17 protein-coding genes and 1 pseudogene are annotated in these 20,892 nt (G+C 65.5%); 8 read left to right on the plus strand and 10 right to left on the minus strand.

Features of this window, described 5'->3' with window-relative positions; translation table 11 throughout:
* The first annotated feature begins 7 nt into the window (after positions 1-7).
* Positions 8-184 (plus strand): hypothetical protein, encoded by a 177-nt coding sequence (locus tag PJW05_RS07070; protein ID WP_271411011.1) that lies wholly within the window; start codon positions 8-10, stop codon positions 182-184.
* A gap of 152 nt (positions 185-336) precedes the next feature.
* Here the strand turns inward: PJW05_RS07070 and PJW05_RS26705 are convergent, their stop codons facing one another.
* Both PJW05_RS26705 and PJW05_RS26710 read right to left on the minus strand, forming a co-directional pair.
* Positions 337-1,101 carry a methyl-accepting chemotaxis protein gene (locus PJW05_RS26705; protein ID WP_442969244.1) on the minus strand — a complete coding sequence of 255 codons (765 nt, stop codon included), beginning with the start codon at positions 1,099-1,101 and terminating at the stop codon, positions 337-339.
* A gap of 141 nt (positions 1,102-1,242) precedes the next feature.
* Positions 1,243-2,253: pseudogene (locus tag PJW05_RS26710) on the minus strand (cache domain-containing protein); the annotation flags it as partial.
* Positions 2,254-2,339: 86 nt separating this feature from the next.
* Between PJW05_RS26710 and PJW05_RS07080 the strand changes: the two are divergent.
* The gene (locus tag PJW05_RS07080) at positions 2,340-3,833 is read left to right on the plus strand and encodes a helicase HerA-like domain-containing protein (RefSeq protein ID WP_271411013.1); all 1,494 of its coding nucleotides are present in this window, start codon (positions 2,340-2,342) and stop codon (positions 3,831-3,833) included.
* A gap of 173 nt (positions 3,834-4,006) precedes the next feature.
* Positions 4,007-5,229 (plus strand): IS3 family transposase gene (locus PJW05_RS07085; protein ID WP_271411014.1). Its coding sequence is split into 2 segments (ribosomal slippage): positions 4,007-4,358 and positions 4,358-5,229, totalling 1,224 coding nucleotides; the frame shifts between segments, so codons are not numbered across the junction.
* Positions 5,230-5,286: 57 nt separating this feature from the next.
* Here PJW05_RS07085 and PJW05_RS07090 read toward each other — a convergent pair.
* From PJW05_RS07090 to ccoG, 4 genes are all read right to left on the minus strand, one after another.
* Positions 5,287-6,759: an inorganic phosphate transporter gene (locus tag PJW05_RS07090; protein ID WP_271411015.1), complete on the minus strand. Its 1,473-nt coding sequence runs from the start codon at positions 6,757-6,759 to the stop codon at positions 5,287-5,289.
* Positions 6,760-6,914: 155 nt separating this feature from the next.
* A complete protein-coding gene (locus PJW05_RS07095) occupies positions 6,915-7,112 on the minus strand; it encodes a hypothetical protein (protein WP_271411016.1) in 198 nt (65 codons plus the stop codon).
* 302 nt (positions 7,113-7,414) lie between these two features.
* Positions 7,415-8,836, minus strand: coding sequence for a GntR family transcriptional regulator MpaR (gene mapR / locus PJW05_RS07100; RefSeq protein WP_271412184.1), 1,422 nt, complete (start codon positions 8,834-8,836; stop codon positions 7,415-7,417).
* A gap of 81 nt (positions 8,837-8,917) precedes the next feature.
* Positions 8,918-10,333: a cytochrome c oxidase accessory protein CcoG gene (gene ccoG, locus PJW05_RS07105; RefSeq protein ID WP_271411017.1), complete on the minus strand. Its 1,416-nt coding sequence runs from the start codon at positions 10,331-10,333 to the stop codon at positions 8,918-8,920.
* Positions 10,334-10,631: 298 nt separating this feature from the next.
* On the opposite strand from ccoG, the gene PJW05_RS07110 reads away from it, so the two are divergent.
* The 3 genes from PJW05_RS07110 to pbpG all read left to right on the plus strand — a co-directional run bounded on the left by PJW05_RS07110 (position 10,632) and on the right by pbpG (position 12,529).
* Entirely contained in the window at positions 10,632-11,072 is a 441-nt protein-coding gene (locus tag PJW05_RS07110) for an acyl-CoA thioesterase (RefSeq protein ID WP_271411018.1), read from the plus strand.
* Between the two features lie 9 nt (positions 11,073-11,081).
* Positions 11,082-11,468, plus strand: coding sequence for a DUF488 domain-containing protein (locus PJW05_RS07115; RefSeq protein WP_271411019.1), 387 nt, complete (start codon positions 11,082-11,084; stop codon positions 11,466-11,468).
* Positions 11,469-11,686: 218 nt separating this feature from the next.
* Positions 11,687-12,529, plus strand: a complete 843-nt coding sequence (pbpG, locus tag PJW05_RS07120; RefSeq protein ID WP_271412185.1) for a D-alanyl-D-alanine endopeptidase — start codon at positions 11,687-11,689, stop codon at positions 12,527-12,529.
* A 74-nt stretch (positions 12,530-12,603) separates the two neighbouring features.
* Here pbpG and PJW05_RS07125 read toward each other — a convergent pair whose 3' ends face one another.
* The 4 genes from PJW05_RS07125 to PJW05_RS07140 all read right to left on the minus strand — a co-directional run bounded on the left by PJW05_RS07125 (position 12,604) and on the right by PJW05_RS07140 (position 18,246).
* Positions 12,604-13,869 carry an MFS transporter gene (locus PJW05_RS07125; protein ID WP_271411020.1) on the minus strand — a complete coding sequence of 422 codons (1,266 nt, stop codon included), beginning with the start codon at positions 13,867-13,869 and terminating at the stop codon, positions 12,604-12,606.
* 52 nt (positions 13,870-13,921) lie between these two features.
* On the minus strand, positions 13,922-14,995 hold the full coding sequence (locus PJW05_RS07130) for a sugar phosphate isomerase/epimerase family protein (protein ID WP_271411021.1): 1,074 nt from the start codon (positions 14,993-14,995) through the stop codon (positions 13,922-13,924).
* A gap of 117 nt (positions 14,996-15,112) precedes the next feature.
* Positions 15,113-16,609, minus strand: a complete 1,497-nt coding sequence (gene pdxR, locus PJW05_RS07135; protein WP_271411022.1) for a MocR-like pyridoxine biosynthesis transcription factor PdxR — start codon at positions 16,607-16,609, stop codon at positions 15,113-15,115.
* 710 nt (positions 16,610-17,319) lie between these two features.
* Entirely contained in the window at positions 17,320-18,246 is a 927-nt protein-coding gene (locus PJW05_RS07140; protein WP_271411023.1) for a LysR family transcriptional regulator, read from the minus strand.
* 114 nt (positions 18,247-18,360) lie between these two features.
* Here PJW05_RS07140 and lysA point away from each other — a divergent pair, with 114 nt between their 5' ends.
* Complete coding sequence (gene lysA / locus PJW05_RS07145; protein ID WP_271411024.1) at positions 18,361-19,596, plus strand: diaminopimelate decarboxylase; 1,236 nt, start codon at positions 18,361-18,363, stop codon at positions 19,594-19,596.
* 121 nt (positions 19,597-19,717) lie between these two features.
* Entirely contained in the window at positions 19,718-20,824 is a 1,107-nt protein-coding gene (gene zapE, locus PJW05_RS07150) for a cell division protein ZapE (protein WP_271411025.1), read from the plus strand.
* Positions 20,825-20,892 lie beyond the last annotated feature (68 nt).

Raw genomic sequence — 20,892 nt, forward strand, 5'->3', positions numbered from 1 at the left:
CCTTGCCATGTCCGACCCCCGCGACCGCGCCACGTCCACGCCGCCACCTACCTTGGGCGAAGGCTGCGTCCGGCGCTACGATCCCGATGAACTGAGCGAGGACAACGGCACCGACTTCCCTGGCGCCGAGGAATTGTGGCGGAAGGTGCAGGAAGAGGAGCAGATAAATAAAAAGGCGCCCTAGGGCGCCTTTCTACTGGCATCGGCTGTTGGCCATGCTTGCCGGGTGCCAGCCCCTGTTGGGCTTCGTTCCTCAGCGCCCACCTACGGCGGGGCTGCGTCCTGCATCGCGAATGCGTTCGCTGCAAGACTCCCCGCCCGGCGTCGGTTGGCCCGTCAGATACGGAAACTGCCCACCAGCTGCTGCAATCTCGCCGCCTGTTGGTCGAGGTCGGCGCAGGCGCGCAGGGTGGCCTGGAGGTTTTCCACGCCTTCCTGGTTGAGGGTGTTGATCTCGGTGATGTCCATGTTCAGCGAGTCGACCACGGCGGTCTGTTCCTCGGTGGCGGTGGCCACCGACTGGTTCATGCCGTCGATCTCGCCGATGCGCTGGGTCACGCTGCCCAGACGCTCGCCGGCCTGGTTGGCGATCTCCACGCTCTGCTCGCTGTAGCGCTGGCTTTCGGTCATGGTGCTGACCGCCTCGCGGGCGCCGACCTGCAGTTCCTCGATCATCTGCTGGATTTCCTGGGCCGATTCCTGGGTGCGGTGGGCCAGGTTGCGCACCTCGTCGGCCACCACGGCGAAGCCGCGGCCGGCTTCCCCGGCGCGGGCGGCCTCGATGGCGGCGTTGAGCGCCAGCAGGTTGGTCTGCTCGGAGATGCCTTTGATCACTTCGAGGATCTGGCCGATGTTCACCGTCTTGCTGTTCAGGGTCTCGATGTTGCCGCAGGAGGCGCGGATCTTCCCGGACAGCTCGTTCATCGCCTGGATGGTGCGCTCCACCACCTGGCGGCCGTCTTCGGCCAGGGTGCGTGCGGACGAGGCCTGGTGCGAGGCGTCGGCGGCGTTGCGGGCGATTTCCTGGGCGGCGGCGCCCAGTTCGTTGATCGCCGCGGCCACGCTGTTGGTGCGGTTGGCCTGCTCGTCGGAATTGCTCATGGACGAGTTGGAGGCGTTGAGCACCAGCTTGGCCACCTGGTTGACGTGGTTGGTGGCCGAGGACACTTCGCGGATGGAGCCGTGGATACGCTCGACGAAGCGGTTGAAGGCGCCGGCCAGTTCACCGAACTCGTCCTGGGCGTGGATCGCCAGGCGGCGGGTCAGGTCGCCTTCGCCCTGGGCGATGTCCTGCATGGCGCGGCCCATGGTGTGCAGCGGCTGCATCAGGACGCGGATCAGCATGCCCAGGAGCAGGATGATGATCACCACGGCCACCAGCGTGGCGATGATGGCCGAGGCACGGAAGTCGCTGAGCATGCCGTAGGCCTTGTCCTTGTCCACCGACAGGCCGATGTACCAGTTCACCGAGGGCAGGCCTTTGATCGGGGTGAAGGTGAGGATGCGGGTGGTGCCGTCCAGTTTCACTTCGCTGAAGTCGGCGCTGATGGCCGGCGTGTTCTGCGGGAAGACGTCCCGCAGATTCTTCATTACCAGGTCCTTGTTCGGGTGCACCAGGATCTTGCCGTCAGCGCTGACCAGGAAGGCATAGCCCATGCCGTCGAAGTCCAGGGCGTTGATGAGCTTCACCAGGGTCGCCAGGCTCAGGTCGCCGCCGGCCACGCCATGGGATTGCACCGGCGTGGCGATGGTAATGATCAGCTGGCCGGTGGCGGCATCCACATAGGGCTCGGTCAGCGTGGTGCCGCCGGCCGCCTTCGCGCCCTGGTACCAGGGCCGGCTGCGCGGATCGTAGCCTTCCGGCATGGCGCTGTCCGGGCGCATGGTGAAGGCCCCTTCCTGGGTACCGAAGTAGGTGAAGGCGAAGGTGGAGGCCAGCGCCCGTTGTTGCAGGATGGCCGGTACCGCGTCGGCGGAGGGCGCGGCGGCCAGTGACTCGGCCACGCTTTCTACCAGCAGAATCCGGCCCGAAAGCCAGTTCTGGATATTGCCGGCGGTGACATCGCCCATTTCCTGCAGATAATTTTCCAGGTTGTCTCGGATCGCATTCCTTTGCAGGTAATCGTTGTACAGGGTGAACAGCGAGAAAGCTGCAATTACCACCAGCGAGGCGGCGAGCAGAATCTTGTGGCTGAACCGCAGGTTTTTGATCATGGTTGCTTGCGTCCGGTTAGGTCTGGCACCAGTCTTCATGGCACGAAAGTGCTGAAAAACTGATTAGAAACGTCGGTTTATGTATCGGCCAAACCCAATGAAAGCTTTAACCCGAGGGCGGCAAAATGCTCGAACAACCTTCCTTGACGCTTGGCGCTGATCCAGAAGGCAACGCCATCGTCCAGGCCATGAAACTGGCCAACCGCCATGGCCTGATTGCCGGGGCCACCGGCACGGGCAAAACGGTGACCCTGCAGCGGCTGGCCGAGGCGTTCAGCGACGCCGGCGTGGCGGTGTTCGCGGCGGATATAAAAGGTGATCTTTGTGGCCTGGGTGCCGTGGGCGATCCCCAGGGCAAGGTGGCCGAGCGTATCGCCTCCATGCCCTGGCTGGGGCACCGGCCCCAGGCCTGTCCGGTCACCCTCTGGGATGTGGCCGGGCAGTCCGGGCACCCCTTGCGTACCACCCTCAGCGAAATGGGCCCGCTGCTACTGGGCAACCTGCTGGAACTGACCGACAGCCAGCAGGCGGCGCTCTACGCCGCGTTCCAGGTGGCCGATCGCGAAGGCCTGCTGCTGCTCGACCTGAAGGACCTCAAGGCTCTGCTGAACCACCTGAAGGATCACCCGGAGCTGCTGGGCGAGGATCGCGCGTTGTTCGCCGGCGCTTCTGCCCAGGCCCTGCTGCGGCGCCTCGCGACCCTGGAGCAGCAGGGTGCCGAGGCGCTGTTCGGTGAACCCGCGCTGCAGTTGGAGGACATCCTTCAGCCCGACCGCGATGGCCGTGGGCGTATTCATCTGCTGGACGCCAGTCGCCTGGTGCATGAGGCTCCTAAGGTGTACGCCACCTTCCTGCTCTGGCTGCTGGCCGAGCTTTTCGAGCAACTACCCGAACGCGGCGATGCCGACAAACCGGTGCTGGCGCTGTTCTTCGACGAAGCGCACCTGCTGTTCGCCGATACCCCGAAAGCCCTTCAGGAACGCCTGGAGCAAGTGGTTCGGCTGATCCGCTCCAAGGGCGTCGGCGTCTATTTCGTCACCCAGTCCCCCAGCGACCTGCCGGATGACGTGCTGGCCCAACTCGGCCTGCGCATCCAGCACGGCCTGCGGGCCTTCACGGCCAAGGAGCAGAAGGCCTTGCGCGCGGTGGCCGACGGCTTCCGTCCGAATCCGGCATTCGACACCCTGGCCGTGCTCACCGAGCTGGGCATCGGCGAAGCCCTGGTGGGCACCCTGGAAGAGAAGGGCACCCCGGCCATGGTCCAGCGCGTGGCCATCGCCCCGCCGCAGTCGCGCATCGGCCCGCTGAGCGAAAGCGAACGCGCCGCGCTGGTGCGTGGCTCACCCCAGGCCGGCCGTTACGACAAGGCCATCGATCGCGAATCCGCCTATGAGATGCTCACCGCTCGCGCGGCCCAGGCGCCCGTGGAGAGCCCCGGGCAGAGCAGTGGCAAGGCACCGGCCAGCACCCCCGGTATCGGGGATCTGGCCGGCGAACTGCTTGGCACCTTCGCCAGCCAGGCGATGAAGACGGCGGTGCGCCAGGCGGCCAACCAGTTGGGCCGGCAGTTGGTGCGCGGACTGATGGGGTCGTTGCTGGGCGGCAGCAAGCGCCGCTGAGAAGAGCCTGGTGGGGGCGATTTCAATCGCCTGGCAAGCTTCGCGCAGGGCGAGAGTGGGCCTTGGGGATGGGACATCGGAAAGAGAAAGGGCGCCCGAAGGCGCCCTTTTTCAGGCTTGTGTCCCGTCCTGAATAAGGTTTACACCTTGGCCTTTGTTTTCAGGAGCGTCCCATGGCGCAAGGTGTACGACGTAGCCAGCGCGATTACACGCTGGCTTTTAAATTGGCGGTCGTCGACCAGGTCGAAAAGGGCGAAATGAGTTACAAGGAGGCTCAGGCCCGTTATGGCATCCAGGGTCGGTCGACGGTGTTGGTGTGGTTACGCAAGCACGGTCGGCAGGATTGGAGCCAGGGGGCGTCCATCCGTACCGCAAGGAGCCTTTCCGTGTCCGAGCCCGATCGACCCTTGACCCCCGAGCAACGCATCAAGGAACTGGAGCAGCAGCTGGAGCTAGCCAACCAGAAGGCCCAGTTCTTTGAGGCCGTGGTGGATGTGCTGAAGAACGACTACGGCGTTTCCATCGTAAAAAAGCGTACCGGCAAGTCCTCACGCAAAGGCAAGTCCAAGGGCTGAGCGTTAGCAGGGCTTGCCAGTTCATGGGCATCAGTCGCCAGGCCTATTACCAGCGCAACCGGACGGCGGATCGCCGCGGCCATCAGGATCGACAGGTCGCCCAGTTCGTGCGGCACCTGCGGATGCGTCAGCCGCGCCTGGGCACACGGAAACTGCATTTCGTGCTTCAGCGTCAGGCCGACCCGAGGCTGCGGGTCGGGCGGGATCGCCTGTTTCGCGTGCTGGCCGAGCACCGGCTGCTGATCTTGCCCAAGCGGGCGTATCACAAGACCACTCAAAGCTTTCACCGCTTCTATCGCCACCCCAATCTGCTCAAGCCCGGCCCGCAGCAAGTGCAGCCCGACGCGCCGGAACGGGTCTGGGTCGCCGACATCACCTACCTGCCCAGCCAAAGCGGCCCGTTGTACCTGAGCCTGGTCACCGATGCCTACTCGCGCAAGATCGTGGGGCACCATGTCCATGAAGGGCTGCATGCCGAGTCGGTTGCCCGGGCTTTTAGCCTGGCCTTGCAGCGGCGCCGGACGCGCCAGCCCCTGGTGCATCACTCGGACCGTGGCATCCAGTACTGCTCGGCGCATTACCAACGCCTGCATGCCCAGCACGGCATTACCTGCTCGATGACCGATGGCTATGACTGCTACCAGAACGCCCTGGCCGAGCGGGTCAACGGCATCCTGAAGAACGAACTGCTGACCCAGACTCCAGCGAACCTGGTACAAGCCCGCCGGATGGTGCGCGAGGCCGTGGACATCTATAACCGGGAACGCCCTCACCAAGCCCTGAAATACAAAACGCCCGATGCGGTGCATCGGGCGTTTTGAGGTCTGGATCCTGGCCTGATAGGTGTAAACCTATTTCAGGACTAGACATTGTCCGGTTCAGACGATCACGGTGATCGCCAGCCAGAAGAAGGCGGCGGACAGCACGATGGTGGTGGGCAGGGTGAGTACCCAGGCCATCAGGATGTTGCGTACGGTGCCGCCCTGCAGGCCGCTCTTGTTGGCGACCATGGTGCCGGCGACGCCGGACGACAGCACGTGTGTGGTGGAAACCGGCAGGCTGTAGATGTTGGCCATGCCGATGGCGCAGGCGGCGGTGATCTGCGCGCTCATGCCCTGGGCGTAGGTCATGCCGTGCTTGCCGATCTTCTCGCCGACGGTGCGCACCACGCGCTTCCAGCCCACCATGGTGCCGATGCCGAGGGCCAGGGCCACGGCCAGGATCACCCAGAAGGGCGCGTATTCGGTGGTGGCGGTCAGGTCCTTGCGCAGTTTATCCAGGTCGGCCTTCTCGCGTGCCGGCAGGGCGGAGAGCTTGCCCACCTTCTTCGCGGTGTCGTCCAGGCAGAGCAGATAACGACGGGCTTCGACGCGGCGCTCCTCGTTCAGGTCGTTGTAGTTGGAAACGCCGTCGAGGGTCTTCAGCAAGGCCGCGATGGTCGGCTCGGTCTGCTTCGGATCGCAGCGATACAGAGCCGGCATGTCGCTGCCGTTGTTCTTGCCCAGGGCCAGCATCTCGCCGAGGGTGTCGGTGTGGCGCTGGTAGAACTGGTTCAGGTGGATCGCCGCGTCGCGGGTGCGCTCGATCTGGTAGGTGGTGCTGTTGAGGTCCAGCACGAACTTGGCCGGAACGATGCCGATCAGCACCAGCATGATCAGGCCGATACCTTTCTGGCCGTCGTTGGAGCCGTGGACGAAGCTCACGGCCATGGCGGAGAGCACCAGCACCAGGCGGTTCCAGAAAGGCGGATGCTTCTTCTCATCCAACTCCTTACGGGTTTCCGGGGTCTTGTGCATCTTCGACAGCGGGTACACCCATTTCAGGCTGAGCAGCACCAGGGCGGCGACGAGGAAGCCGGCGGCCGGGGAGAAGATCAGCGACAGGCCGATGTCGATGGCCTTGCCCCAGTTCACGCCTTCGCCCAGCGGCACGTCGGTGAGCAGTGCATTGGCCAGGCCGACGCCGAGGATGGAGCCGATCAGGGTATGGGAGCTGGAGGCCGGGATACCGAAGTACCAGGTGCCGAGGTTCCAGGCGATCGCCGCGGTGAGCAGGCTGAACACCATGGCCAGGCCATGGCCGGTGTTGACATTGATCAACAGCTCCACCGGCAGCAGGTGAACGATGGCATAGGCCACGCCGACGCCGCCGAGCAGTACGCCAAGGAAGTTGAAGATCCCCGAGAGGATCACCGCCCGGTAAGGCGACATGGCCTTGGTGTAGATGACCGTGGCCACCGCGTTGGCGGTGTCATGGAAACCGTTGATGAACTCGAAGGTCAGGACGAATGCCAGGGCGAGACAGAGGCTCACCACCAGCCAGGCATCTAGCCCACTGAAGAGATCGAACATGAAGGTTATGTGACAGGCTCATGAAGGGGCCGCGATTATGCCAGAAAACCGGTCGTCGCCCAGACCCGGGCGTCGACCGGTTTCCGGTAGTCCCTGCATGTGTTGCCACAAATCAATAGGAGCGATTCTCCCGGCTTGCCGGCTGCGGCAATTTGTCAGGAGGTTTGTCCGAGTTCTTTCTCGATCTTTTCCAGCTCTCTTTCGAAGCTCTTGTCGAGCAGGCTGGGTTTTTTTCGCCAGGGCTTGCGCTCGGGGTCCCGTTGCGCCGCGTAGGTGGTGACTTCACCACCATAAACATCCTTGTAACGTTGCGCCTGGCGCTCGAGTTCGGCGCGCAGTTCGTCTTTCGTCACGTGGTTTTCCGTCTCTTTAATCAATGGTCGTGTGGTGGATCGGGCGATCTAGAGGCCTTGGCCTCCACAGCGTCTGTCCCCCGATCGGGGCCGTCGGTGCGGTCTTCTTGTAGGACAAAGTTCGATAGTCGCAACTACGGGCCATCTTTCCAGGCATTGCGGAATACCCCTGCGACTATTCCGGGATCAGAAGTCGAATTTTCTGAGGAACCGGAAAGAACAGGGTGAAGTATAACAAGCAAATGAGAAATCACCATTGCAGGTGATTCGCTCCGGTGTGAAGGACTTCTACTCTCGAGATATCAGGAATTGCCCAGAAGAGACCTGATAATTCTGCCCAGAGTTTCCATGGCCTGTTCGCTGGAGTTGCTCCAGGGGTGGCCGTAGTTGAGGCGGGCGCAATGGCCGAAACGCCGTGTGGCGGAAAATATCGGACCCGGCGCGATGCTGATGCCCTGGGCCAGGGCGAGTTGGAACAGGCGTAGCGAGTCCACCTGTTCGGGGAATTCCAGCCAGAGGAAGTAGCCGCCTTCCGGCCGGCTGACGCGGGTTTCCTCCGGGAAATGTCGGGCCACGGCCGCCAGCATGGCGTTGCGCTGGCTTTCCAGGGCATAGCGCAACTTGCGCAGGTGACGGTCGTAGCCGCCGTGTTGCAGGTAGTCGGCGATGGCCGCCTGGGCCGGGACGGAGGCGGAAATGCTGGTCATCAGTTTCAGCCGCTCGATCTGCCCGGAGAAGCGGCCGCCGGCGACCCAGCCGACGCGGTAGCCGGGGGCCAGGCTCTTGGAGAAGGAGCTGCAGTGCATCACCAGGCCCTCGGTGTCGAAGGCCTTCACCGGCTTGGGCGCGTGCTGGCCGAAGTACAGCTCGGCATAGACGTCGTCCTCGATCATCGGCACCTGGTGTCGGGTCAGCAGGGCCGCCAGTTGGCGCTTCTTGTCCTCGGAGAGGCTGGCCCCCATCGGATTCTGGAAGTTGCTCATGAACCAGCAGGCCTTGATTGGCAGCCGTTCCAGGCTGCTCTCCAGCACCTGCAGATCGATGCCGTCGCGCGGGTGCACGGGAATTTCCACCGCCTTCAGCTTCAGCCGCTCCAGCACCTGCAGGCTGGCATAGAAGGCTGGTGCCTCGATGGCCACCAGGTCGCCGGGACGGGCGACCACTTGCAGGCAGAGGTTCAGCGCTTCCAGCGCGCCGTTGCAGATCACCAGTTCCTCGATGGGCAGCGGCAGGCCGCCGACCATGTAGCGCAGGGCAATCTGCCGGCGCAGGGCGTGGTTGCCCGGGGTCATGTCGGCCACGGTGGAGCGTGGGTCCATCTCCTTGACCGCATGGGCCATGGAGCGGGCCAGGCGCTGCAACGGAAAGAGTTCCGGGCTGGGGAAGGCCGAACCGAAGGGCACGGTGTCCGGGTCCTTGATGGAACTGAGCACCGAGAACACCAGCTCGCTGACGTCCACTTCGGTGGTCGCCGCTTCCCTCGGTCCCGGCTGGGGTTCGGGCAGCGGTCGCCGCGCGTGTTCGCAGACGAAGTAGCCGGAGCGCGCGCGGGCCATGATCAGCCCGCGGCTTTCCAGCAGGTAGTAGGCCTGGAATACGGTGGAGGCGCTGACGCCGTAGGTACGACTGGCGTGCCGCACCGAGGGCACCTTCTGCCCCGGGGCCAGGACCCCGGTGCGGATCAGCTCGGCGATCTCGTCGGCGAATTTTTCGTAGCGCTTCATTTTTTCCAGGTTGGGCAGCGGCCAGTGGGTGCCCAACTCTAAGCGCTCGGCGCGTGCGCCGCCATGATCCCGGCCCATGGTTCAGCGCCTCGGGCTGACGAAGGTGCTGCTGGCGCTGGCCTCGTTGTCCGGCTCGTCGAGGCTGCGCACCACGAAGCGCAGCGGACGGGAACCGGCCGGGCCGCTGTCGTCGGTGTGCGCCACCGAAACCGGCAATGAGAGGATCTCGCCGGCGGCGATGCTCACCTCGTGCTCGCCCTGCAGGCGGAACCCGGGGGCATCGGCCAGCGCCACGACATAGCGCTGGTCGCGCTGGGTCTTGTTGATCAGCTTGAGGTTGTAGATGTTCTCGATCTCGCCGGCGGCGTTCTCGCGGAACATGCCCCGGTCCTTGATCACATCCACCGACAACTGCGGACGGGTGATGCCCATCCAGGCCAGGGCGATGATCATCAGCACCAGGGCGATGGCGTAACCGATCAGGCGCGGGCGCAGCAACCGGGTCTTGCCGCCCTCCAGGGCGCGCTCCGAGCTGTAGCCTACCAGGCCGCGGGCGTAGCCCATGCGGTCCATGATCGAGTCGCAGGCGTCGATGCAGGCGGCGCAGCCGATGCAGGCGATCTGCAGCCCGTCGCGGATGTCGATGCCGGTGGGGCAGACCTGCACGCACATCTGGCAGTCGATGCAGTCGCCCAGGCCTTGCGCCTGCGCGTCGCTGCCCTTCTTGCGCGGACCTCGGGATTCGCCCCGGGTGGCGTCGTAGGAAACGATCAGGGTGTCCTTGTCGAACATCACGCTCTGGAAGCGCGCATAGGGGCACATATGGATGCACACCTGCTCGCGCATCCAGCCGGCATTTATATAGGTGGCGCCGGTGAAGAAGATCACCCAGAACAGCGCCGTGCCGCCGACTTCCCAGGTGGCCAGGTTCGTCACCAGTTCGCGCACCGGGGTGAAGTAGCCGACGAAGGTGATGGCGGTGGCCAGGCTGATGGCCAGCCAGAGCGCGTGCTTGGCGCCGCGGCGCATCAGTTTGTCGGCGCTCCAGGGGGCAGCGGCCAGCTTGATGCGCTGGTTGCGGTCGCCCTCGGTGACCTGCTCGCACCACATGAAGATCCAGGTCCAGACGCTCTGCGGACAGGTGTAGCCGCACCAGACGCGGCCGGCGAACACCGTGATGAAGAACAGGCCGAAGGCGCAGATGATCAGCAGCCCCGAGAGCAGGATGAAGTCCTGCGGCCAGAAGGTCGCGCCGAAGATATGGAACTTGCTGTCTTCCAGGCTCCAGAGCACCGCCTGGCGGCCATCCCAGTCGAGCCAGAGGGTGCCGAAGAAGAGCAGGCACAGCAGACCCGCGCCGATGCGTCGCAGATCACGGTAGAAGCCGGTGAAGCGGCGGGTGTGGACGGGTCCGTTGGTGGCGGACAGGGGTTTGCTGGCTATGGGAGGCAGGCTGGGGGAGACCTCTATGACCTGCGCCGGAATTCTTTCGCTCATGATCAGTGCCCATCAGGCTGTTACGGCGAGGCGGACTGTAGGACGACACTGATGGGTAAAACAGATTCAGATCAGTCGACAAAAACCATATCAGATGGATTCGGCAGGGGCCTCCGGTGTAGCCCTGATGGTGGGTCGATGCAACGATGGTTCCCCGGCCGGACCGCTTGCGAATGTCCCTTCAAGGACAGTGAGCGACATGGCGTGATCGCAACCAGAATTGTCAGTCGCGCCAGTGTCGAAAAGGGCTGGCGCGCCCTAAAGTGAGCCTCACCACCACTCGCCACGGAGACCCGTCATGTACCAGAGGACCCTTATCGCCGGTTGGGGCGACATGGACTTCAATTCCCATATGCGCAACACCGCCTACCTGGATAAGTCGGCCGACGTGCGCATGATGTACTTCGCCGACTTCGGCTTTCCCATGTCCGAATTCCGCCGCCTGCGCCTGGGCCCGGTGGTGATGAAGGACGAGATCGAATACTTCCGCGAATGCCATCTGCTCGACGAACTGACGGTCAGCATGAGCGCCGCCGGGCTGTCGGCCGATGGCAGCCGCATGCTGCTGCGCAACGAGTTCCACCGCGGCGGCGTCCTGGCGGCGCGGGTCACCTCCACCGTCGGCTGGTTCGACCTGGAACAGCGCAAGCTGGTGGTACCGACGGCCAAGCTGCTGGAGGCGCTGCAGGCGATGGACCGCAGCGAGGATTTCCGCGAACTGCCCGGCAGCAGCCGCTGAGGAGGTGCGATGAGCATCAGCATCGTCCAGTTGGGGACACCGCGCGCCGCCGATGAGGGCCTGCGCATCGGCACCGTGCGCCGACCGCCGCGCGGCGTGCCCAAGGCCGAGTTCGCCAGCCGCGACTACTACGACACCTGGCTGCCCCTGCTGGCCCCCAGTGCCGAGCTGATGGCCGAGGGCAAGGCGGTCGAAAGCGACGCCGACTGGGCGCGCTTCGCCAAGCGCTACCGGGCCGAGATGGAGGGCGGGGAGGGCGCGCGGGTGCTCGACCTGCTGGCGGCGCTGTCCCACGGCAGCCATTTCGCGGTGGGCTGCTACTGCGAGAACGAGGCGCGCTGCCACCGCTCCCTGTTGCGTCAGTTGCTGGCCGAGCGGGGCGCGCTGATCCGCTGAATCGGCGCGCTGCTCACCGCCATTCCCTCCCACTGGCGATCACCCGACCAAAGGCGCAGAATCGCGCCCTGTCGACGGAAGGTGCTGAGTATCCCGGCAGCTTCGTTCCTATACTCTTCGTTGCGGGGCCCCCTCTCCCGGCCCCTATTTTCATTGGAAGCATCGTGAATATTCGTAGTTCGATCACCAAGTTGTTCGTTCTGGGTTCCTGCGTCTTCATGTTGGCAGGTGCCCCTGTGCAGGCCGCGGAGCAAGCCCTGCCGCAGCGCGACCCGGCGAAGCTGCAACTTTCCTCCCGCAGCGCCCTGCTGGTCGACCTTGCCAGCGATAAAGTGGTCTATGCGCGTAATCCCGCCCGGGTGATGCCCATCGCTTCGGTGACCAAGCTGATGGTCGCGGTGGTTGTGCTGGAAGCCCGGCAGCCCTTGAAGGAGGTGCTCACCGTCACCATCCGCGATAACAAGGAAATGAAGGGGATCTACTCGCGGGTGCGCCTGGGCAGCCAGCTCAGCCGCGGTGAACTCCTGCATATCGCCCTGATGTCGTCGGAGAATCGGGCCACTTCCACCCTGGCCCACAATTACCCGGGCGGCTACTCGGCCTTCATCAAGGCGATGAACGCCAAGGCCCGCGCGCTGGGTATGACCAGCACCCGCTATGTCGAGCCCACCGGTCTGTCGCCCTTCAACGTTTCCACCGCCAACGACCTGGTGCGACTGCTGAAGGAAACCCGCAAGTACCCGCTGATGACCGAGTACAGCACCACCTCGGCCAAGGTGGTCAGTTTCATCAAGCCGCGCTACAGCCTGAGCTTCCGCAACACCAACAACCTGGTGCGCAAGCCCGACTGGAGCATCCAGATGACCAAGACCGGCTTCACCAACGATGCCGGGCATTGCCTGGTGATGCTCACCCGTATGGGGCAGCGCCCCATGGCCGTGGTGCTGCTGGACGCCTTTGGCAAGTACACCCACATGGCCGATGCCACGCGCATGCGCCGCTGGCTGGAAAGTGGCGTCAGCGGCAAGGTGCCGGCAGCGGCTGTGGCCAATCGCCGATGAGCGGCCGGTGCAGCGCGCCGATCCGCTGAACGAGAAAAGCCAGCCGCGAAGGGCTGGCTTTTTCGTTGCTGCCGTCAGGCCTGGGCTGTCGCGCTTTGCGGCAGGCCGGCGCTGCGCTCGCGCACCCTGTGGTGCAGCACGCCGGACACCATGAAGCCGATCACCGCCAGGACGCTCATCAGGCTGAACACGTAGGTGTAACCCTGCTGGCCCGGGTAGTGATCGAGGATGGCGCCGTAGATGACGTAGGCGAACATGCCCGGCGCGTAGCCGATCAGGCAGCCGATGCCGAAGGCCGAGCCGGTGATGCGCGAGGGAATGCCGACTTCGCTCATGGGCGCCCAGAACACGCCGCGCATGGTGAAGACGATCAGCGCGAACGACAGGGTGGCGGCCATGCCGGCGTAGATGTAGTCCGCACCGGTGGGGATGGTCAGGATCACCGCCATGACCGGCAGCAGCGCCAGGAAGGCCCACTTCAGGTAGCGGCTGGAACTCCTGAAGCCCGTGTCCGCCAGGAAGCCGCCGGCCGGTCCGCCCAGCACCTTGAGGAAGTACTGGTTGATGATCCCGTAGGCGCCGACCAGGGCCACCGGCAAGTGGTACATGTCCTTCAGGTAGGGGATGAAGTAGGTCAGGCCGCAGTAGACGATGTAGACCATGAACACGTTGAGGCTGACCAGCCAGATACCCGGTACGCGCACCGCTTCCAGCAGGCCGGCGAGGCCGATGGTTTCACCCGCGGGCGCGCTGGCCTTGCTCTGCCGGAGCAGGAACCAGGTCAGCACGCCGATGCCGATGTCGATCGCCGAATAGAACAGGATGGCCGCTTTCAGCCCGACGGCGCCGGAGCCCATCGCGACGAACACGCCCAGGGCGGAGAACGCCACCAGGGTGTCGATGACGCCCCGGCCGCCTTCGAGGAAGCCGAACATCCGGCCCTGTTCACCATCGTCACCCAGGTTGCGGATGGCCTTGAGCAGCGACGGCCAGAACAGGCAGTCGGCGCAGATGGCGAGCAGGCTGAAGACGATCAGAAGCTGGCTGTAGCCGGGAAAGGTGGCCAGGTACAGCCCCAGGCAGCCGGTGCCGATCAGGCCCAGGGGAATCAGCTTGCGGGTGGCGAAACGGTCCGCCAGGAAGCCGCCGACCACGAACAGCGCGGTGGCGACGATGGCGTTGGCGCTGAGCAGGGCGCCGATCTCGGTATGGGTCAGTCCCATGTGCTCCTGCATGGGGACGTAGAAGGCATCCTTGAGGTTCGCCAGCTTGTAGATGGTCCCGCCGCCGAGGACGAGGACCAGCAACCTGAGCCATTTGGCCTTGGCCTGTGCTGTCATTGTTGTTCTCCACAGTTTCCGGATTGAAAGGTCACCTGCCGCCTCGGGCGGTTCAGGCAGGGGCTTGGCCGCAGGCGGCCAGGGTCAGCTCGGCCAGCACACGCCACTCGGTGAGCAGGCCGCGCACATGGCGGACCTGGTTGTTCGCCCAGCGCTGCTCGTCGGCCGCCATGCGCGCGACCGTGTAGCCCGGCGGCAGGCCGGTCTCACTCATTTCGCGGTAGGGGATGAAGGGGTCATCGGCTTCGTCCGACTGGCGGAAGGCCGGGGCGATGTAGTGGTTTTCCTGTTCCAGGATGAAGGCGATCACTTGCGGGGCCGGGTCGCCGAGCATCAGCAGCTCGAACAGCATCCGCGCGCCGGGCAGGTCGTCCTGCGGGCTGCCGTGCAGCACGCCGTAATGGCCGAAGCCGTTCTGCTCGGGGACGATGCGCACGCCCTTGAGGTGTGCCTGGCGGATGTACGGGGCCAGCGCCCGCAGCGCGGGCAGCGGCTGCTCGCAGGCGTTGATCATGTTGCCGAAGTCGAACAGCGCATTCAGGCGCGGATTGCCGACCTGGCGCAGCAGTTGGGCGATCTCGAAGCTCTTGAGCTCCTCGTGCTGCTCGAAGTCGAAGTTCAGGTCATAGCGGTCGGCGAGTTCGCCGAGGTAGCGCAGGTCCGTCTCGATCAGCGCCATGACCCGCGACAGGTGGCCCTCGTAGCGGGAATACACGCGAATGTTGCGGGTGCCGATGGCGCGGGCGATGGCCACCACCTGGTCGACGTCTTCGCGGCGCGTGCTGCTGATTTCCAGATGGACCTCCAGGCCCAGGGCGCGGGCCTTGTCGGCGAAGGCCTGGAGCTGGGCAGGGCCCATCTGTGACAGGCTGTTCGCTTCACCGTCCAGCAGGTGCAGGGAAAGGCCCTGGAGTTCGTGGCGGTAGGCGAAGTCCAGCAGGTCTTCCGGCTTGAGCAGGCCGTGGGTCAGGTTGGTCAGCAGCGGGTAGCCGTGGGCGAACAGGCGGAGGCCATCGAGGCGTTCGAGGAGTCGGCCGGCGAGGGCGGGCGTCAGCAGGGGCGGTGGCACGTCGCTGCCGGCGTTGTGGCCGAGCAGGGCGGCAAAGCGGGCTTGGATAGCGTTCATTCTTGTCATTCCTGAAAAAGGTGCCGGTTTGCCCGGCGCAGCCTTTATCTCTCCGGAATGGCGCTATCGATATAGCCATTATTTTTTAATTGTTATGACCACTTTGGCCGTCGTCCGCTACAGATGGTGACCGAGTCCTTCCAGGGCCCGTGCCAGTGCCTCGACCTTCTCCCCGGCCTGTTCGGCGGGGGTGCCGGCAAAGCCGATGAGCAGCCCCGGCGGCAGGTAGCGCTTGAGGCAGTAGTCGCCGAGGGCATAGGTGTAGATCTGCTGGCGGGCCAGCCCCAGGGCGAGGGCGGCGTCGTCCACCGTCTCGTCCAGCCAGCCGATCAGGTGCAGGCCGGCCACGACCGGATTGACCTCGAGGAAACCGTCCAGATGGCGCCGCAACTGCTCCACGAGGCTCTCCTGGCGAGCCTGGTAGAGCGCGCGCATGCGGCGGATATGGCCGAGGAAGTGACCCTCGGCCATGAAGTCGGCGGTGGTTGCTTGGTGCAGCGTGGAAGGGCTGCGGTCCATCACCGCGCGGATGGCGCAGAAGGGTTCCACCAGCGCCTCGGGGAGGATCACGTAACCCAGGCGCAGCGACGGGTAGAGCACCTTGCTGAAGGTGCCGACGTAGATGACCTTCTGCCACTGGTCCATGGCGAACAGCGCCGGCTGGGAGCGGCCAACGTAGCGGAACTCGCTGTCGCAATCGTCCTCGACTATCCAGCCGTGGCCGCGGCCCGCCCACTCGATCAGTTCCTGCCGACGGGCATAGCTCATGGTGGTGCCCAGCGGATGCTGGCGCGACGGGGTGGTGAAGGCCAGGCGAGCGTCGGGGCAGTCGCGCAGGCCTTGCTGCACGTCCAGCCCCTGGTCGTCGATGCGCAGGGGAACCAGGCGCGCGCCCTGGGCCTGGAAGGCAATGCGCGCGGCGATGTGGCCGGGGTCCTCCATCCACACGCCGTCCTGTCCGTCGAGCAGCAGCATGGCGAGGATGTTGAAGGCCTGCTGGGCGCCGGAAACGATCACCACCTGATCGACGCTGCATTCGATGCCACGGGCATCGAAAACGTATTCGACCAGGGCCTCGCGCAAGCGCAGCAGACCCTTCAGCTCGCCGTAGCCGAGCATGGCCTTGGTCGGCTGGCGCAGGTGGCGATTCATCAGGCGCCGCCAGACCGGCAGCGGGAAGGCATCGTAGGCCGGGTGGCTGGGCAGGAAGGAGGTCGGGCACTCGGGCGCCCAGGAGGCGTAGGACATGCCGCCGAAGTGTTCACTGCGCAGCGACAGCACGGACTGGCCCAGGCTGGACAGGCGCGGCGGCTTGCGTGGGGTGTCGGCGGCGGCGTTGCGGCCCTCCCATTCGCGGCCGACATAGGTTCCTGCGCCGGTGCGTGGCGCCAGGAAACCTTCGGCGGTGAGCTCGTCGAAGGCATTGAGGAGGGTGATCCGCGACAGCCCCAGCTCCTTGCACAGGGTGCGCGTGGAGGGCAGGCGCGTGCCGCCCGGCAGTCGCCCGGAGAGTATCTGCTTGCGCACCTGGAGGTAGAGCTGGCGGTACAGCGGAATCGGGCTGGAACGGTCCAGTTCGATGCCTGTCAGCAACATGCCGCCGGGGGATTTCATGCTTTGGTTGCCTCGTGTCGTTCAACTGTCCCGGAGCGGGGCCAGGCTGTCATTGTTGGTACTTCGGCCTGGCGCGGAAAGAGGTTCTTCAAGGCAATGCGAGGAGCTGAAAGGCATACCGGATTGGCAACATTGCGTGAGTGCCATGGGTTGGCAATGTGTGGCCGGATGCATCCCTCTCCCCCGGCCCCCACCCTGCGTCCCAGCCTGATCGCTTTGCGGTCAGTCGTTCATCGGCAGCGGAAGCGGTGCTCCCGAAAAGCATGCCTCTTCACCCCAGAGGTAGAGGGGTGACACGCGCCGGCGAGGGCCAGACAAAGCCAAAGCGCATACGGTTCTGAAACCGAGAGAACAAAGGTGAAGCAGGGACTTCGCCCCTTCAGGAGGCCGAGCGGAATCCTTGCAGAGGGGGACGAGCGGCATGGATGCCGCGAGAGGCGTGCGGGGCCATGGATGGCCCCTCACGCCGTGCCCCCGGCGCAAGGATGGAGCGAGGGTACCCGGCGCAGCCGGGCCGGATGCAGGGGCAAGCCCTTTGGTTCCTTTCGGCGACTGAGAAAGGGACTCGTCCGGGGGGACGAAACAGAGAGCTGAAGCCCACTCGGCAATGAGCCGAACCACAAGACCCCGAGCTCCCTCCTACCGGATTGCCAATCCGACGTGGGCCCACCGATTCCCGGAAGTTCCCGTGGCCCCCCAAAAAGGGAATATCAATCCAGCCGCCCGAGGCGTGTCTCCAGTTCCCGGCTCATCTGCCCCGCCTGTTGCTGCAACACTGCCTCCGCCTCATCCACCAGGACCGAGGAGGGACGGTGTTCCGGGCGGATCAGTTGCACCCGGAAGGGGATCGATGTGCGCAGCCGGCGTACCTGCAACCCGCGTCCCGCCTCGTCCAACGCGCTCAGCGGGTTGACGATGGCCAGTCCCAGGCCCTGGCGGACCATGGCGCAGACCGAGGCGGCGGTGCTGGTTTCCACCACCATGCGTCGCTCGATCCCGGCGGCGAGGAAGTGGGCGTCCAGGCTCTGCCGGTAGATGTCCAGGCCGGCCAGGCTGATGAAGGGCTGGCCATGAAAGTCCGCCAGCGCCAGTTCGGCCTTTGCCAGCAGTGGGTGGTGCTCCGGCAGCACGCAGACCATATCGGCGGCGAACAGCGTCGAACCGCGGGTGCCGCGCGGCAGCAAGTCAGTTTCCGACAGGCCGAGGTCATGCCGCTGGCCGCTCAGGGATTCTTCCAGCAGCGGCGACTCCTGGGCGCTGATGGCCAGGCGCACACCCGGATGGCGCGCGAGGAAGGCCTGGCAGAACGCGGGCAGCAGGGTCTGGGCGAACACCGGCAGGCCGGTGATGGCCAGCTGGCCCTGGTCGAAGCGGCGGATGGCCTGGGCCGCGCCGGCGATGCGCTCCAGCCCGGCGTAGGAGCGTTGCACTTCGTCGAACAGCGCCAGGCCCTGGGCGGTGGGGCTGAGGCGGCCGCTTTCGCGGTCGAACAGGCGGAAGCCCAGCAGGTGCTCGAAGCGCGCCAGCTCGCGACTGACGGTCGGCTGCGAGGTGAACAGCAGGCGCGCGGCGCCGGTGACGCTGCCAGCGGTCATCACGGCGCGGAAGATTTCGATATGGCGGAGGGAGAGGTCCATGGGCGGTTCCGAGGTGTTAGCCATATCAATAATGAATCGAGTATGGATGAATTGGTATTTTTCTGAATCGATACGGCTTGCCATCATGGCGGCATCCCGACTTCGGAGGCCGCCATGCGCCCGACCCTTCCCGCCGCTACCCTCGCCAATCTCGCCCGTGAACACGGCACCCCGCTCTGGTGCTACGACGCCGCGGTGATCCGCGAGCGCATCGCCCAGCTCAAGGGCTTCGACGTGATCCGCTTCGCCCAGAAGGCCTGTTCGAACCTGTCCATCCTGCGCCTGATGCGCGAGGAGGGCGTGCAGGTGGACGCGGTGTCCCTCGGCGAGATCGAACGTGCGTTGCTGGCCGGCTATTCGCCCCAGGGCGAGCCGGCCGGCGTGGTGCTGACCTGCGACCTGCTCGACCGGCCGACCCTGGCCCGCGCCGTGGAGCTGGGCATCGAGGTCAACGTCGGCTCCATCGACATGCTCGCCCAGCTCGGCCAGGCCAGCCCCGGCCACCGCGTCTGGCTGCGCATCAACCCCGGTTTCGGCCACGGCCACAGCCAGAAGACCAACACCGGCGGCGAGAACAGCAAGCACGGCATCTGGCACAGCCAGCTGGACGCCGCCATGGCGGTGATCCGCGACTATGGCCTGCAGCTGGTGGGCCTGCACATGCACATCGGCTCGGGGGTGGACTACAGCCACCTGGAGCAGGTCTGTGGCGCCATGGTTGGCGCGGTGCGCGACCTGGGCTGTGACCTGGAGGCGATTTCCGCGGGGGGCGGCCTGTCGATTCCCTACCGCGGCACCGATCCGCTGGTGGATATCCCGCGCTACGCCGAACTGTGGAACCAGGCCCGTCGCGAAATCGAAGGCATCGTCAAGCACCCGGTGCGCCTGGAACTGGAGCCGGGCCGCTTCCTGGTGGCCGAATCCGGCTGCCTGCTCAGCGAAGTCCGCGCCACCAAGGATGTGGGCAGCAACCACTTCATCCTGGTGGACGCCGGATTCAACGACCTGATGCGCCCGTCCATGTATGGCAGCTACCACGGCATGACCCTGCTGGACGATGCCGGCCAGCCGATCGACGCGCCGAGCCGCCCCACTGTGGTCGCCGGTCCGCTGTGCGAGTCCGGCGACGTCTTCACCCAGCACGACGGCGGCCTGGTGGCTCCGCGCGAGCTGCCAGCGGCGAAGGTCGGCGACCTGCTGCTGATCCACGACACCGGGGCCTACGGCGCGTCCATGTCGTCCAACTACAACAGCCGCCCGCTGCTGCCGGAAGTGCTGGTGGACGGTGGCGAGGCACGCTTGATTCGCCGCCGCCAGACCCTGGCCGACCTGCTGGCGCTGGAGTTGTAGGAGCGAGTTCATTCGCGAAGGGCCGCGCAGCGGCCCGTGGGTCCGCATCACGAATGAATTCGCTCCCACAAAATGGGGTGCCCCCTTGTTTCCCGTGGCTCAACCGCCACAATGCGGCGCCATGAACGTCGATTCCCCCCTTGCCGCCTACCGCCATGCGCTGGACCAGGGCGGCTTCCAGCCCGACCCGGCGCAGCGCCATGCGGTCGACTGCCTGCAGGCCTGCCATGAGGCGCTGCACCGTACCGGCCAAGTGACCGGCGTCTACCTCTGGGGCCCGGTGGGGCGCGGCAAGACCTGGCTGATGGACCGCTTCCACCAGAGCCTGCGGGTGCCCGCCCGGCGCCAGCATTTCCACCATTTCATGCGCTGGGTGCACCAGCGGCTGTTCCAGCTCACCGGCACGCCGGACCCGCTGCGGGCCCTGGCCCGCGAGCTGGGCCGGGAGGTGCGGGTGCTGTGCTTCGACGAGCTGTTCGTCAACGACATCGGCGACGCCATGCTGCTGGGGCGCCTGCTCAGCGCGATGTTCGCGGAGGGCGTGGCCATGGTCGCCACCTCCAACCAGCCGCCGCGACAGCTCTATGCCGACGGCTTCAACCGCGAGCGGTTCCTGCCGGCCATCGACGCCATCGAACGGCACATGCAGGTGGTGGCGGTGGATGGCGGCCAGGACCATCGCTTGCACCCGGGCACCCTTCACCAACGCTACTGGGTGGCCGAGCCCGGCCGGCCCAGTGCACTGGCGGAGGTTTTCGAGCGGCTGGCGGCGGGGCAGGGCGTGTCCAGCGGGGCGGTGGAACTGGGCCATCGCCCGGTGGCGGTGGTGCGCCAGTGTGCGGCAGCCGTGTGGTTCCGCTATGCCGAACTCTGCGAGCAACCCCTGGCGGCGCTGGACTTCATCAGCCTGTGCGACCGCTTCCCGGCCATTCTCCTGAGTGAGGTTCCGGCGCTCGGCGCGCCCCGGCGCGAAGGGCGCATTGCCCGTGGCACCGAGGATGCCGCCGAGCGCGTGGTGGCAGGCGACCGCGAGCTGCCGCAACTGTCGGTGCATGACGATGGCGTGCGCCGCTTCATCGCCCTGGTGGACGAGTGTTACGACCGCCGGGTGCCGCTCCACCTGGAGGCGGCCGTGCCCATGGACCGTCTCTACACCGAGGGCTACCTGGAATTCCCGTTCCGCCGCACCCTGAGCCGCCTGCGTGAGATGCAGCTGGCGCGCTTCTGACGCGTCTTAACATTTGTTAATGCCGCCCCGTTCGCGGCCTTCAAGAATCGGCGCACAACAACGCGCAG

The organism is Pseudomonas sp. Q1-7, from assembly GCF_028010285.1.
Classification (GTDB): domain Bacteria; phylum Pseudomonadota; class Gammaproteobacteria; order Pseudomonadales; family Pseudomonadaceae; genus Metapseudomonas.

Coding starts and splice junctions, on each gene's coding strand:
- PJW05_RS07070 (WP_271411011.1), top strand. CDS start 8: ATGTCCGACCCCCGCGACCGCGCCACGTCCACGCCGCCACCTACCTTG.
- PJW05_RS26705 (WP_442969244.1), bottom strand. CDS start 1,101: ATGAGCAATTCCGACGAGCAGGCCAACCGCACCAACAGCGTGGCCGCG.
- PJW05_RS07080 (WP_271411013.1), top strand. CDS start 2,340: ATGCTCGAACAACCTTCCTTGACGCTTGGCGCTGATCCAGAAGGCAAC.
- PJW05_RS07090 (WP_271411015.1), bottom strand. CDS start 6,759: ATGTTCGATCTCTTCAGTGGGCTAGATGCCTGGCTGGTGGTGAGCCTC.
- mapR (WP_271412184.1), bottom strand. CDS start 8,836: ATGAAGCGCTACGAAAAATTCGCCGACGAGATCGCCGAGCTGATCCGC.
- ccoG (WP_271411017.1), bottom strand. CDS start 10,333: ATGAGCGAAAGAATTCCGGCGCAGGTCATAGAGGTCTCCCCCAGCCTG.
- PJW05_RS07110 (WP_271411018.1), top strand. CDS start 10,632: ATGTACCAGAGGACCCTTATCGCCGGTTGGGGCGACATGGACTTCAAT.
- PJW05_RS07115 (WP_271411019.1), top strand. CDS start 11,082: ATGAGCATCAGCATCGTCCAGTTGGGGACACCGCGCGCCGCCGATGAG.
- pbpG (WP_271412185.1), top strand. CDS start 11,687: ATGTTGGCAGGTGCCCCTGTGCAGGCCGCGGAGCAAGCCCTGCCGCAG.
- PJW05_RS07125 (WP_271411020.1), bottom strand. CDS start 13,869: ATGACAGCACAGGCCAAGGCCAAATGGCTCAGGTTGCTGGTCCTCGTC.
- PJW05_RS07130 (WP_271411021.1), bottom strand. CDS start 14,995: ATGAACGCTATCCAAGCCCGCTTTGCCGCCCTGCTCGGCCACAACGCC.
- pdxR (WP_271411022.1), bottom strand. CDS start 16,609: ATGAAATCCCCCGGCGGCATGTTGCTGACAGGCATCGAACTGGACCGT.
- PJW05_RS07140 (WP_271411023.1), bottom strand. CDS start 18,246: ATGGACCTCTCCCTCCGCCATATCGAAATCTTCCGCGCCGTGATGACC.
- lysA (WP_271411024.1), top strand. CDS start 18,361: ATGCGCCCGACCCTTCCCGCCGCTACCCTCGCCAATCTCGCCCGTGAA.
- zapE (WP_271411025.1), top strand. CDS start 19,718: ATGAACGTCGATTCCCCCCTTGCCGCCTACCGCCATGCGCTGGACCAG.